This window comes from Pseudomonas sp. SCA2728.1_7 (assembly GCF_018138145.1).
Lineage (GTDB): Bacteria > Pseudomonadota > Gammaproteobacteria > Pseudomonadales > Pseudomonadaceae > Aquipseudomonas > Aquipseudomonas koreensis_A.
Genome location: NZ_CP073104.1, coordinates 5,625,711 through 5,638,752, shown reverse-complemented (window position 1 = coordinate 5,638,752; position 13,042 = coordinate 5,625,711). Strand labels below are relative to the sequence as shown.

16 protein-coding genes are annotated in these 13,042 nt (G+C 57.6%); 1 reads left to right on the top strand and 15 read right to left on the bottom strand.

The features are described from left to right. Nucleotides 1-17: 17 nt before the first annotated feature. The 13 genes from tolB to KBP52_RS25145 form a co-directional block, all read right to left on the bottom strand. Nucleotides 18-1,298: a Tol-Pal system beta propeller repeat protein TolB gene (tolB, locus tag KBP52_RS25205; RefSeq protein ID WP_174244523.1), complete on the bottom strand. Its 1,281-nt coding sequence runs from the start codon at nucleotides 1,296-1,298 to the stop codon at nucleotides 18-20. 17 nt (nucleotides 1,299-1,315) lie between these two features. After that, entirely contained in the window at nucleotides 1,316-2,380 is a 1,065-nt protein-coding gene (gene tolA / locus KBP52_RS25200; RefSeq protein ID WP_212621208.1) for a cell envelope integrity protein TolA, read from the bottom strand. Next, nucleotides 2,380-2,832 (bottom strand): protein TolR, encoded by a 453-nt coding sequence (gene tolR / locus KBP52_RS25195; protein ID WP_161806672.1) that lies wholly within the window; start codon nucleotides 2,830-2,832, stop codon nucleotides 2,380-2,382. Before tolR ends, tolA begins: the two co-directional genes overlap by 1 nt. A gap of 23 nt (nucleotides 2,833-2,855) precedes the next feature. Further along, complete coding sequence (tolQ, locus tag KBP52_RS25190) at nucleotides 2,856-3,551, bottom strand: protein TolQ (RefSeq protein ID WP_008080223.1); 696 nt, start codon at nucleotides 3,549-3,551, stop codon at nucleotides 2,856-2,858. Next, complete coding sequence (ybgC, locus tag KBP52_RS25185) at nucleotides 3,541-4,008, bottom strand: tol-pal system-associated acyl-CoA thioesterase (protein WP_077574280.1); 468 nt, start codon at nucleotides 4,006-4,008, stop codon at nucleotides 3,541-3,543. The genes tolQ and ybgC overlap by 11 nt, the downstream gene beginning before the upstream one ends. A gap of 127 nt (nucleotides 4,009-4,135) precedes the next feature. Continuing rightward, nucleotides 4,136-5,197, bottom strand: a complete 1,062-nt coding sequence (gene ruvB / locus KBP52_RS25180) for a Holliday junction branch migration DNA helicase RuvB (RefSeq protein WP_007912736.1) — start codon at nucleotides 5,195-5,197, stop codon at nucleotides 4,136-4,138. Continuing rightward, complete coding sequence (gene ruvA / locus KBP52_RS25175; protein ID WP_034153418.1) at nucleotides 5,198-5,806, bottom strand: Holliday junction branch migration protein RuvA; 609 nt, start codon at nucleotides 5,804-5,806, stop codon at nucleotides 5,198-5,200. It lies immediately after the preceding gene. A 114-nt stretch (nucleotides 5,807-5,920) separates the two neighbouring features. Beyond that, nucleotides 5,921-6,448, bottom strand: coding sequence for a crossover junction endodeoxyribonuclease RuvC (gene ruvC, locus KBP52_RS25170; protein WP_212621207.1), 528 nt, complete (start codon nucleotides 6,446-6,448; stop codon nucleotides 5,921-5,923). A 158-nt stretch (nucleotides 6,449-6,606) separates the two neighbouring features. After that, nucleotides 6,607-7,353, bottom strand: a complete 747-nt coding sequence (locus tag KBP52_RS25165; protein ID WP_007912738.1) for a YebC/PmpR family DNA-binding transcriptional regulator — start codon at nucleotides 7,351-7,353, stop codon at nucleotides 6,607-6,609. Between the two features lie 127 nt (nucleotides 7,354-7,480). After that, nucleotides 7,481-9,256: an aspartate--tRNA ligase gene (gene aspS / locus KBP52_RS25160; protein ID WP_095121315.1), complete on the bottom strand. Its 1,776-nt coding sequence runs from the start codon at nucleotides 9,254-9,256 to the stop codon at nucleotides 7,481-7,483. A 101-nt stretch (nucleotides 9,257-9,357) separates the two neighbouring features. Beyond that, the gene (locus KBP52_RS25155) at nucleotides 9,358-9,579 is read right to left on the bottom strand and encodes a zinc ribbon domain-containing protein (RefSeq protein WP_007912741.1); all 222 of its coding nucleotides are present in this window, start codon (nucleotides 9,577-9,579) and stop codon (nucleotides 9,358-9,360) included. A gap of 131 nt (nucleotides 9,580-9,710) precedes the next feature. Then, the gene (locus tag KBP52_RS25150; RefSeq protein WP_212621206.1) at nucleotides 9,711-10,049 is read right to left on the bottom strand and encodes a ribbon-helix-helix domain-containing protein; all 339 of its coding nucleotides are present in this window, start codon (nucleotides 10,047-10,049) and stop codon (nucleotides 9,711-9,713) included. A 185-nt stretch (nucleotides 10,050-10,234) separates the two neighbouring features. After that, nucleotides 10,235-10,705 (bottom strand): Dps family protein, encoded by a 471-nt coding sequence (locus KBP52_RS25145; protein WP_007912745.1) that lies wholly within the window; start codon nucleotides 10,703-10,705, stop codon nucleotides 10,235-10,237. Between the two features lie 311 nt (nucleotides 10,706-11,016). Here KBP52_RS25145 and KBP52_RS30705 point away from each other — a divergent pair, with 311 nt between their 5' ends. Further along, nucleotides 11,017-11,619 (top strand): cold-shock protein, encoded by a 603-nt coding sequence (locus KBP52_RS30705; protein ID WP_008080216.1) that lies wholly within the window; start codon nucleotides 11,017-11,019, stop codon nucleotides 11,617-11,619. Nucleotides 11,620-11,689: 70 nt separating this feature from the next. On the opposite strand, the gene KBP52_RS25135 is transcribed toward KBP52_RS30705, so the two are convergent. Continuing rightward, nucleotides 11,690-11,896, bottom strand: a complete 207-nt coding sequence (locus KBP52_RS25135; protein WP_038366649.1) for a SlyX family protein — start codon at nucleotides 11,894-11,896, stop codon at nucleotides 11,690-11,692. 3 nt (nucleotides 11,897-11,899) lie between these two features. Beyond that, complete coding sequence (locus KBP52_RS25130; protein ID WP_212623161.1) at nucleotides 11,900-12,325, bottom strand: HIT domain-containing protein; 426 nt, start codon at nucleotides 12,323-12,325, stop codon at nucleotides 11,900-11,902. Nucleotides 12,326-13,042 lie beyond the last annotated feature (717 nt).

Below are 13,042 nucleotides of genomic sequence, written 5' to 3'. Positions count from 1 at the left end.
AAACGTGTAGCGCCCGCTCACTTCAGGTAAGGGGACCAGGACGGTTCTCTGACTTCGCCTTGAGCGGTAGGAAGCGGGAGCCTAACGCGTCCATTAATGGACACGAGCATCAAGACTCCCCGGCCCTGTTGGCGGGTGGCGTAGATTACCATGGTGCCGTTGGGCGCAACAGTAGGTGACTCGTCCAGAGTGCTATCAGTGAGGATCTTTACACTACCTCGCTGCAGATCCTGAGCTGCCACCTTGAAATTGGTGAAGCCATCCTGACGATGAATCATCACCAAAGTCTTTTCATCTGCCGACAGTTTCGGGTTGGCGTTGTAGTTGCCAATGAACGTAACACGCTCGGCACCACCGCCACCGACGCTGGTTTTATAGATCTGCGGCTTGCCGCCACGGTCGGAGGTGAAGTAGATGGTCGAGCCATCCTTGCCCCAGAACGGTTCGGTATTGATGCCTTGGCCATTGGTTACGCGGCTGATCTGACGCGAAGCCAGATTCATCACGTAAATGTCAGGGTTACCGTCCTTCGACAGTACGAACGCCAGGCGATCACCGTTCGGCGACCAGGCTGGTGCACCGTTCAGGCCTTCGAAGTTGGTGATCTGCTCGCGGCGACCGGTGTCGATGTTCTGCATGAAGATGCGCGGACGCTTCTGCTCGAACGATACGTAAGCGATGCGTTTGCCATCCGGTGCGAAACGCGGCGACAGGATCGGCTCGCGCGATTGCAGCAGAGTCACGGCGCGGGCACCGTCATAGTCAGAACGTTGCAGGGTGTAACGGGTGTTCTTCTCGGAGAAGCGCTCAGCCGTCACGTACAGCAGACGCGTCGAGAACGCACCTTCAATACCGGTCAGCTTCTGGAACGACTGATCGGAGATGAAGTGCGCCATGTCGCGCAGTTGCTCGGTAGTACCGGAAACACTGCCGTCAGCCACTTTCTGCTCGGTGGCCACGTTGAACAATGCCCACTGCACCTGCAGACGACCGCCGGCTGGCGCAATGCTGCCGACCATCATGTATTGAGCACCCACCGCCTTCCAGTCACGGAAGATGATTTCGCTCGGCTGGCTTGGCTGGCTGATCATGTTTTGCTTTGGAATCGGCGAGTAGTAGCCCGAGTTGCGCAAATCGTTACCAATGATTTCAGCCATGTCATCCGGCAGCACGGCACCGCCCTGCATGCCGAACGGTACAACGGCGATCGGGGTAGCCCGATCGCTGCCGCTGGTAACCAGAATGTTTTTCTCATCCGCCATCGCGATCCCTGCCATGCAGCAGATCACGACCAGCATTCCTCGAAGAAGGTTTCTCACAAGGCTAGATCCTCAGGTGTGAATGTCATCTTGAATGAACGATACGGAGCGAAATCGCTCGGCTTCATTCCCTGCATTTCTGTCAAACGTCCAATATTCTTCACTGCCGCGACTGCCGACGCATCGAACGGACCATCACCACTGGACTTGGCCACGCTGACCGAGGTCACCGTACCGTCCGGCAACATGCCGATCTGCAATACAACCGTCATGCCTTTGCGTGCCGAAGGAGGACGAGCCCAACCTTCTGCCGCTCGCGCACGAATCAGGTCATCGAAACTGCCCGCGACTTCGTCACCCTGCTCATCAGCCAAGGCCTGCTGGCGCTGCGGCGTGTCGGAAAGCAGATCGGCCAAGGCCTGAGCCTTTTTATCTTCGGTCGATTTGCGTGCCGCATCCTGCGCTTTCTTCTTCGCAGCATCGGCAGCAGCTTTCTTCTTCGCTTCGTCGGCGATTTTCTTCTTCGCCTCTTCAGCTTCAGCTTTCTTCTTGGCGTCTTCGGCGGCTTTCTTCTTCGCGTCTTCGACGATCTTCTTCTTGGCTTCTTCAGCAGCGGCTTTCTTGGCCTCTTCTTCAGCAGCCTTTTTCGCTTCTTCTTCAGATTTCTTCTTGGCTATATCAGCCAATTGTTTCTCTTCAGCCTTCTTGGCTTCGGCGGTCTTCTTGGCTTCGTCAGCCTTTTTCGCCTCGTCTGCTTTCTTCGACTCGTCGGCCTTCTTGGCTTCCTCGGCTTTTTGAGCCGCTTCTTCTTTCTTTTGTTCCGCAGCGGCCTTGATCTCTTCCTGCTCGACCTTCTTCTGTTCCATCTGCTCGACTTCGGTCTGGCGCGCGGCGGATTTCTTCGCCTCACCCGCAATCTTCTGATTGGTCTGGGTGGTTGCCTGACTTTTCGATTTCAGCTGGTAGAGGGTCGCCTGGACGATCGGTTTGGCCGGCGGCAGCTCTGGTGTAAAGGCAAAACTGACGAACAGCATGCCGAACACCAGCACGTGCAGGACAATCGCCAGAACACTAGGCCAGAAGTAGCTTTCCGAGGCGGACGGCTCTCGCTGTTGCTGCATCAGGGGGCCTCGGTAATCAAACCAACATTACCGACCCCGGCTTTCTGCAACCCGCCCATGGCGCCCATGACGGAACCATAATCGACGGTCTTGTCACCGCGGATGAAGACCTGGGTACGCTTGCCGCCTTCAGTGCCGGCACGAATGATCTTGGTCACCGCGTCGGTCATTTGCGGCAGGGTCATGGCCCTGTCCTGTTGCTTCTCGGTATCGACTTCGCTGCCAAGGTTCCAGTAATAGGTCTTGTCAGCCTTGATCGAAATGGTCAGGACTTGCGTGTTGTTGTCCTGCGGCAAGGCTTCGCTGGAAACCTTGGGCAGATCAACTTTCACGCCCTGATTGAGCATCGGCGCGGTCACCATGAAGATGACCAGCAGTACCAACATCACGTCGATGTAAGGCACCACGTTCATCTCGGCGACCGGCTTGCGCTTTTTGCGAGCTCGAGCGATTAAAGCCATTGGAAATTACCTGCTTATTCTTCGCTGGTGTGCACTTTGCGGTGCAGGATCGCCTGGAATTCATCGGCGAAGGTGTAGTAGCGGCCCAGCAAGGTTTCGCTGCGAGCAGCGAAACGGTTGTAAGCGATTACGGCAGGGATCGCGGCGAACAGACCAATCGCCGTGGCGATCAGGGCTTCAGCGATACCCGGGGCCACAGTGGCCAGGGTCGCTTGCTGGGCGCTGGCCAGACCGCGGAAGGAGTTCATGATGCCCCACACGGTACCGAACAGACCGATATACGGGCTGACCGAACCGACGGTGGCGAGGAATGGCAGGCTCTGCTCCAGCTTTTCTTCTTCGCGGGAGATGGCCACGCGCATGGCACGCGCCACGCCTTCCATTACTGCTTCAGGATCAACGCCTGGCTGCTGACGCAGACGGGAGAACTCCTTGAAACCGGCACGGAAGATCTGCTCCACACCCGAATCCGGATCAGGGTTGCTGCCCGCCTGACGGTACAGTTTGGACAGGTCGATACCCGACCAGAAGCGCTCTTCGAAGCTCTCCAGGGCGCGTCGACCGGCACGCAGCAGATTGCTGCGCTGAAAGATCATGATCCATGAGGTCACCGATGCGGCCACCAGGGTCAACATTACCAACTGCACCACGATGCTGGCATTGCTGACCAGGCTCCACATGGAGGAATGGTCGACGACGTTAGCTTCCACGCTTTATCTCCTGCTTTGAGTGTGTACCCGGGCCGACCGCGTCGGCGAAGGCCGCACGCAAGTCTTCGGGAAGGGCCCGGGGTTTCAAACTGTTAGTGCGCACACAGGCCACCAAAAACTGCCCTTCACAGAGCAGCACATTATCCGTCGCCCGCCTGACCTGCTGTTTAAAGCGCAGGCTGGCACGGTTCAATTCGATTACATCAGCGCTTACCAGCAGTTCGTCGTCCAGTCGCGCCGGCGCGTGATAGCGCGCTTCGCTGGAGTGCACGACAAACAACAGGTCCTCCCCTGCCAGCTGCGATTGAGCAAAGCCCAGCTCGCGAAGCCGCTCGGTTCGAGCCCGTTCCATAAACTTGAGGTAATTAACGTAATACACGATGCCGCCCGCATCGGTGTCCTCGTAATAAACGCGACAACGATGTGCGAACGGCTCAAGCCCGTTTTGCGCGCGCATACTCTAGTGCTTACTCCTCAGGTTGCCAATCCGGCCAGGCAACTGTTTTTCATGGTTTCAGAGCTTTACCGCAAAAGTACCGTCCTATGACCGTACAAACCCTGAATAAATCGACAAAAAATGTGTATCAATCGTCCACGGCATCGAGAAACTCGTCTGCCACGGGCATTTCACCCATTCGTGACGGGATGTTTAAACCGAAGTGCAGGTAGGCATGACGCGTCACCACCCTGCCCCGCGGCGTGCGCATGATGTAGCCCTGCTGAATCAGATACGGCTCCAGCACATCTTCAATGGTGTGGCGTTCTTCACTGATCGCAGCGGCGAGGCTGTCGATCCCGACCGGGCCGCCATCGAACTTCTCGATCATGGTCAACAGCAGACGCCGATCCTGATGATCAAAACCGTGCTCGTCGACGTCCAGCAGGTTCAGCGCCAGGTCCGCCACCGCTTTGGTGATATGCCCCTTGGCGCGGACTTCGGCGAAGTCACGCACCCGGCGCAACAGACGGTTGGCGATTCGCGGCGTGCCACGGGCGCGACGAGCGATCTCAAAAGAACCTTCCGGATCCAGCGGCAGACCGAGAATGGCTGCCGAACGGCTGACAATCGTCGCCAGGTCGGCCGTGCTGTAGAACTCAAGACGCTGGACGATACCGAAGCGGTCACGCAACGGGTTGGTCAGCATACCGGCGCGAGTGGTTGCGCCCACCAGGGTAAATGGCGGCAGATCGAGCTTGATCGAACGCGCTGCCGGCCCTTCGCCAATCATGATGTCGAGCTGGAAATCTTCCATCGCCGGGTACAGCACTTCTTCAACGATCGGCGACAGACGATGGATTTCGTCGATAAACAGTACGTCGTGCGGCTCAAGATTGGTCAGCAATGCGGCCAGATCACCCGGACGCTCCAGTACCGGACCGGAAGTGCTCTTGATCGACACGCCCATTTCCTGGGCAATGATGTTGGCCAGCGTGGTCTTGCCCAGACCCGGCGGGCCGAAGATCAGCGTGTGGTCGAGGGATTCGCTACGACCACGAGCAGCCTGGATGAACAGTTCCATCTGCTCGCGCACGGTCGGCTGGCCAATATAGTCGGCCAGACTGACCGGACGAATGGCCCGGTCCTGGACTTCTTCGCGCTCGCGCGGGCTGTGCGCGGCGGTGATCAGACGATCAGCTTCAATCACTTAAATCATTCCCTTCAGGGCGCGGCGGATCAGGTCTTCACTGCTCAAATTCTTGTCCTTGATGGCGGTAATCGCCTTGCTTGCTTCCTGCGGCTTGTAGCCCAGGGAAATCAGCGCGCTGACCGCATCGTTCTCGGCGGTATTGACCGGCGCTGGGCCGTCCGGCTGATTCGGTACCAGCGCGAACATGGCCGGCGTAGTTTCCCAGGCCTTGAAGCGGTCTTTCAGCTCGACCAGCAGACGCTCGGCGGTTTTCTTGCCGACCCCTGGCACCTTGGTCAACGCCGAGGTGTCCTGCGACTGCACGCAACGGATCAGTTCGTCGACTTCCAGACTCGACATCAGGGCCAGGGCCAATTTCGGCCCGACACCATTGAGACGGATCAACTCGCGAAAAAAGTCTCGCTCACGCTTGCCCGCAAAACCATAGAGTAACTGCGCGTCTTCACGTACGACCAAATGGGTGTGCAGGGTCAGCGGCTCACCGACCGACGGCAGACGATAAAGGGTGGTCATGGGCACTTCCAGCTCATACCCGAGGCCGTTTACATCCAGAATCAGGTGCGGCGGCTGTTTCTCAGCCAGAGTGCCGCGCAAGCGTCCAATCACGTTTCAGATCCTTGAGCGTTGGCCAGCCGTGGGCTGGCGACAATCAGAGCGAAAGACTCGGGCCGGCAACACAGGCGCGAAAGTCCACACTCCGTAAATTTGATGCTGATGCTATCAGAGACGCAGGCGCCCGCCACGACTGCGTGCCGTTCCCAAACCGTGCGGCAGCAGACTGGAGCGTGTGTGCGCATGGCAAATGGCAATGGCCAAGGCGTCCGAAGCATCGATTTGTGGTTTGCTGGTGAGCTTGAGCATGTGCATGACCATCATCTGCACCTGTTCTTTATTGGCGGCGCCAGTGCCGACTACAGCCTGCTTGACCTGAGTGGCCGTGTACTCGGCGATCTCCAGGCTCTCTTCAGCGCAAGCCACGATTGCAGCGCCACGAGCCTGACCGAGTTTCAGCGCCGAATCGGCGTTTTTCGCCATGAAGACTTTTTCGATGCCCATGGTCACCGGGCCGTAAGTCTGGATGATCTCGCGTACGCCGCGATAAACGATTTGCAAACGTTCGTGCAACTCGCCCGCACCGGTACGGATGCAGCCCGAAGCCACATAGATGCAGCCACCACGCCCGGTATCACGAACAATGCCGTAACCGGTAATGCGCGAACCGGGGTCGATACCAAGAATTAAAGTCATAACGCCTGCAGATTCGGTAAAAGCACGATTTTCAAATCAACCCATAACAAATGTGGGAGCGAGCCTGCTCGCGAAAGCGGTTTCATCATCAGCAACGATGTTGCCTGAAAATCCGCCTTCGCGAGCAGGCTCGCTCCCACATTGAATCGTAGTCGCTCTTAACCGAGCTGAGCGGCCACGTCTTCCGGAATATCCGCGTTGGAATAGACGTTCTGCACGTCATCCAGATCCTCAAGCATGTCGATCAGCTTGAGCACCTTTTCCGCGCCTTCCAGATCCAGTTCGGCGCTGGTGGTCGGCTGCATGACGATTTCCGCGTCATCGCCCTTGAAGCCAGCAGCTTCCAGCGCGTTACGCACGGCATAGAAGCTGGTGAACGAGGTGAACACATCGATCGAGCCGTCTTCGTGGCTGACCACGTCGTCGGCATCGGCTTCCAGCGCCGCTTCGGTCAGTGCGTCCTCATCAACGCCCGGCGCGAAGCTGATCTGGCCTTTGCGCTCGAACAGGTAAGCCACCGAACCGTCGGTGCCGAGGTTGCCACCACATTTGCTGAACGCATGACGAACGGCTGCCGCAGTACGGTTGCGGTTGTCGGTCATGCACTCGACCATCACCGCCACACCGCCCGGGCCGTAGCCTTCGTAGGTCAGCTCTTCAACGTTGTCCGCTTCGGTGGCGCCAGCGCCGCGCGCAACGGCACGATCGATGATGTCGCGGCTCATGTTCGCACTCAGCGCCTTGTCCAGCGCCAGACGCAGACGCGGGTTGGAGCCCGGGTCACCGCCGCCCTGGCGGGCCGCAACGGTCAGTTCGCGGATCCACTTGGTGAAGATCTTGCCTCTCTTGGCATCCTGACGTTCTTTGCGGTGCTTGATGTTCGCCCACTTGGAATGACCTGCCATAACTCGCTCCGAATTCTCTTTGAAACGTTGCCCGCCCTGCTCATGCAGCGGCCAGCAAACAAAAATCTCGACCTGCTCTCTATAGAAAGAAAAAAGGCGCATCCGAAGATGCGCCTTCAGGCCCGTCTTACTCAGCCTTTGGCGTTTCGCGCAAACGAATGTGCAGCTCGCGCAATGCCTTGGCATCCACCACACCCGGCGCTTGCGTCATCACGTCGGCAGCACTCTGGGTTTTCGGGAAGGCGATCACTTCACGGATCGACTGGGCGCCGGTCATCAGCATCACCAGACGATCCAGACCGAAGGCCAGACCACCGTGCGGCGGTGCACCGTACTTCAGCGCATCGAGCAGGAAGCCGAACTTCTCTTCCTGTTCCGCTTCATTGATACCCAGCAGACGGAATACCGCTTGCTGCATTTCCTTGCGGTGGATACGGATCGAACCGCCACCCAGCTCAGTGCCGTTCAACACCATGTCGTATGCGCGGGACAGAGCGCCAGCCGGGTTGGCTTCCAGCTCTTCAGGAGAGCACTTCGGCGCGGTGAACGGGTGGTGCAGCGCAGAGAAGCTGCCGTCGTCGTTTTCTTCGAACATCGGGAAGTCGACGACCCACATTGGCGCCCACTCGCAGGTCAGCAGCTTGAGGTCGTGACCGAGCTTGATGCGCAGTGCGCCCAAGGCTTCGCTGACGATCTTGGCCTTGTCGGCACCGAAGAACACGATGTCGCCGTCAACTGCACCCACGCGATCGAGGATGGCGTTGAGGTTTTCCAGCGGGATGTTCTTCACGATCGGCGATTGCAGACCGTCAACGCCGGCAGCACGCTCGTTGACCTTGATGTACGCCAGGCCCTTGGCACCGTAGATGCCGACGAACTTGGTGTAATCGTCGATCTGCTTGCGTGGCATGCTCGCCCCGCCTGGAACGCGCAGTGCGGCGATACGGCATTTCGGATCGTTGGCCGGGCCGCTGAACACTTTGAAATCGACTTCTTTCAGTTGATCGGCAACGTCGACCAGTTCCAGCGGGTTACGCAGGTCTGGCTTGTCGGAACCGTAACGGCGCATGGCTTCTTCGAAAGTCATGTGCGGGAAGTCGCCGAATTCCAGACCCAGCACTTCCTTGAACAGGTTGCGGATCATTTCTTCGGTCAGGCCCATGATCTCTTTTTCATCGAGGAAGCTGGTCTCGATGTCGATCTGGGTGAATTCTGGCTGACGGTCAGCGCGCAGGTCTTCGTCGCGGAAGCACTTGGCGATCTGGTAGTAACGGTCGAAACCGGCAACCATCAGCAGTTGCTTGAACAGCTGCGGCGATTGCGGCAGGGCGAAGAACGAACCGGCGTGGGTACGGCTTGGCACCAGATAGTCACGTGCGCCTTCAGGAGTCGCACGAGTCAGGATCGGCGTTTCGACGTCGAGGAAGCCGTTCTCGTCGAGGAAGCGACGGATGCTGGTGGTCATGCGCGAACGCAGACGCAGCTTCTCGGCCATTTCCGGACGACGCAAGTCGAGGAAGCGATAACGCAGACGGGTTTCTTCGCCGACGTCGGAGAACTCGTTCAGCGGGAACGGCGGGGTTTCCGACTCGTTCAGCACTTCCAGTTCGTATCCCAGCACTTCGATCATGCCCGACGCCATGTTGGCGTTGGTGGCACCGGCCGGACGCAGACGCACCTTGCCGGTGATCTTCACGACGTATTCGCTGCGCACGCGATCGGCAGCGGCGAAGCTCTCGGCGCGATCCGGATCGAAAACCACCTGGGCCAGACCGTCACGATCACGGATATCGAGGAAAATCACCCCGCCGTGGTCGCGACGACGGTGAACCCATCCGCAAAGGGTAATTTCCTGGCCTTCCAGGCTTTCGTTCAGTTGGCCGCAATAGTGGCTGCGCATCATGGTCGTGGTTCGCTTCTCGTAATTCGAAAAATTCGGTGGAGCTCCCGTTGCTTTTCAAGCAATGCGGAACTCACGCGTGTCGTTCAACCTGAGGTTGAACCCTAGTCAGATTTGTCGCCACCGGCCAGGTTCTTCTTGGCGCCGGTCTTGAAATCGGTTTCGTACCAACCGCCGCCACTGAGGCGAAAGCCTGGCATCGACAGTTGTTTCTTGAGCTCTGGCGCCTGACAGGCAGGGCAGTCGACCAGCGGGGCCTCGCTGATCTTTTGAATGGCTTCCAACTGATGACCACAGGAAGCACATTGATAATCATACATCGGCATGGGGGTGTCTCGGCGATCAGATTGCCACCGCGCGCAGGGCTTTGCGGCGAAAGAGCGGGATTATATCGATTAAATGCGGCCTGTGCAGCCGTAAGACTGCACAGGCCGCGACCTCGTTTGCAACCGCCGCTTCAGAGCGATTCGGCAGGTGCACCGTGCTTGACGCCGTTCATGACACACACCACCCGCACCAGCGCGCTGAAATTTCTCACCCCGCCGTGACGCAAATGCACTTCACGGTCGACGTGGGACAACAGCGAGCTGATCGAACAGCAGTTGTCTGCGGCCATTTTGCCGAGGATGTTCCAGTAGACCCGCTCCAGCCGCAGGCAGGTCGCATAACCGTTCAGACGCACGGATCGTGACGATGGCTGAACCAGTGCCATGTCGAATTCGTTGACGAACGGATCGACTTTCAATTCATGTGGCAAGCCGACAATCCTGTCGCCTCGCCTGTCTCCCTCTACCATATCGGTGACACTCCTTTGCCATCTCTGCTTGTTTGAAAAGTCACATCCTGTGGCTTTCATAAAAGCGCAGACACAAAGTTATAGCCAGACGACTTATTGACCATCTCCGTAGGATAAGCCAACGATACAGGTAAGATTCCGGACAGCGCGCAGTCCTTCGAATGCTGGCCTGCGCGCCCGCAGGATTATGCTTCCAGCAACGCGCGCAGCATCCACGCAGTTTTCTCGTGAACCTGCATGCGCTGGGTCAGCAGGTCGGCGGTCGGCTCATCGCTGACCTTGTCGAGCAGCGGGAAGATGCCACGCGCGGTGCGGGTCACGGCTTCCTGGCCATCGACCAGTTGCTTGATCATGTCTTCAGCACTCGGTACGCCGACTTCCTCCTTGATAGAAGAAAGGCGCGCGTACGTGGCGTAGGCGCCCGGTGCCGGAAAGCCCAAGGCGCGAATACGCTCGGCAATCAAATCAACGGCCAGCGCCAGTTCGTTGTATTGCTCTTCGAACATCAAGTGCAGCGTGCGAAACATCGGGCCGGTGACGTTCCAGTGGAAGTTGTGGGTTTTCAGATACAGCACGTAGGTGTCCGACAGCAGACGCGATAAGCCTTCGACGATGGACTTGCGGTCTTCTTCACTGATACCGATATCGATTGCCATGTTTACCCCCTAACGGCGATTGAATTCATCCAACAGGTGCAGACCCACTCTAGCAAGCCTGCCGACTCCCCGCAGCCCGGATCGGGTGCAGGTGCTGCGACAAATCGACCGACACCTGCCGCTGGCCGGGCTGATTTGAGTAGCCGCAGGCTTTGCTGTTAAATAGGCAGTGTGTCGCCATACCCCATTTTTCGGGGTGTTGCGCATAGGCTGATGCCGTGAACGTGTCCACCGCCTCTTATTTTGTTCCGAAGCGAACCGTGCGCCTTCAGCTCTTCCTTGTGAGCCGTCATAAACGTGAGCCAATCAAAATGTTGAAAATCGTCCACCTGCTAATGGGCGCAGCAGCCTTGCTGCTGTCGTTCATACCCAGCTTGAAATCCGAAGCTGTTCCCTACCTGCAACAACCCGATGCACTTTATCTGGCCTTTTTCGGCCTGCTTAACCTGGTGATCGCCCCAGTGATTCCTTACTGGAACAAAGGCCCTCGTCAGCATCTGCAAAACCTGGTCAGCGCTCTTCTGGTACTGACCGTCGTCCTGCAAACCTTGACCCTGATCGCCCCGATGCCCGTCATCGCCGGCCAGCCAGCCGTGCTGTTCACCCTGGTGATCGCACTGGTTGCCGTGGTCTTGCACCTGGCTGTGAGCTTCTATCGTTCTTCACCGGCTGCCGCTCCAACCAGCTATGACATGACCAATCGCGATACCGGCACCGTCAAGTGGTTCAACACTTCCAAAGGCTTCGGCTTTATCTCCCGGGATTCCGGCGATGATATTTTCGTGCACTTTCGCGCGATCCGTGGCGAAGGTCACCGCGTACTGGTCGAAGGCCAGCGCGTGGAGTTCTCGGTGATGAACCGGGACAAGGGCCTGCAAGCCGAGGACGTGATCGCCGCTCTGCCGCGACGCTGATCCAGGCATGAAAAAACCGCGAACAGCGTGCTGCTCGCGGTTTTTTTACGCCTGCTGAAAAGTACCGGTCTCAGTAGTGCGGCGGTGGCGCCTCATCCTCAAAGGATTCGAACTGGCCGACCATCTCTTCCTGGCGCTTGAGCAGGGCTGCCATCTGCAATTGCAGGCGCTCGACCACGCGCTGCTGAGCCACCAGTACGTCGTTCAACGCTTGAATGGTGTCATCCTGAAACGCCAGACGACTTTCCAGATCGGTAACGCGTTCTTCCAGACTCATGACTCAGCCCTCCACAAAGGTGAAATGCTCGGTCAGGACCAGCCGCAACCGTTCGCGAATGGCAGCGACCTGCTCGGCACTATATGGCCTGGCCGGGTGCTTGCCCCAGACCGGTGCCGGCCAGGCTGCGTCGTCGCGTTTGCGCACAATCACATGCATGTGCATCTGGCTGACAACGTTACCCAAGGTCGCGACGTTCATTTTATCGGCATCGAACAGGTCCTTGAGCAGCTCCGCCAGCGCGGTGGTTTCCTGCCACAGCTGCTGTTGATCGGCGACATCCAACTGAAACAACTCACTGATATCGTCGCGACGAGGCACCAGGATGAACCAAGGGTAATTGGCATCATTGGACAGCAGCAGTCGGCAGAGAGGGAAATCACCGATCGTCAGCGTGTCCTGTTGAAGTCGTGAATCTAAAGCAAACACTGCGCGCACTCCCGGCTGATCTTCATTATTCAGCTTAGCGGCGATCCATGGGGACAGCGCACCAAGCGACAGGACGGCAGCATACCTGCGAATGCGTCAGCCTTCACGACGACGATGTACGCCGTCGCTCTACCAACGCCCCGAGATGTGACATTTGTGAGCGCGACGCACCAGCACGGAACCAACATCGACACTCAGCCAGACAAAATGACCGAAAACAGCAGAGACGTTCAGCTTCATTGCCCATGCAAGCTGTATGAATTCAGAACAGCTGTAAATTTTTTTGCACCAAAACCGCACAGTGCGTCTACGCTCACTGCGTCGGGCATCCGCCAAATACTCACTGATGGGGTGAACCGGTAACGTTTTTGGTTGTCATGCTCGCTTCTCGGCGTGGCAACACCATAGGAGGAATGGCGTCAAGCAATGAAAAAATCAGGCTTGAAGCCCAGCTTTCACGAGGTTTTCACAAACGCAGGCGGGTGTTCAGAAAAATAACCGCACCAAAATCGCGGTTTGTGCACGCTTGTTGCATTCGTACCCATATGGACTATAAGCGCACCACTGGAAGTGGATGCCTTAAGCCCCATAAGAACAGTGGCAGGGTTGCCCGATGGAGATTCAAGTGTTTTGCCAGGGACTCTTTTTTACCGATGCAAAAAGGCCCATAAACAGCGAGAAAGTTGTCAGTCCGGCTGCATTGGTACTGTGAATTTG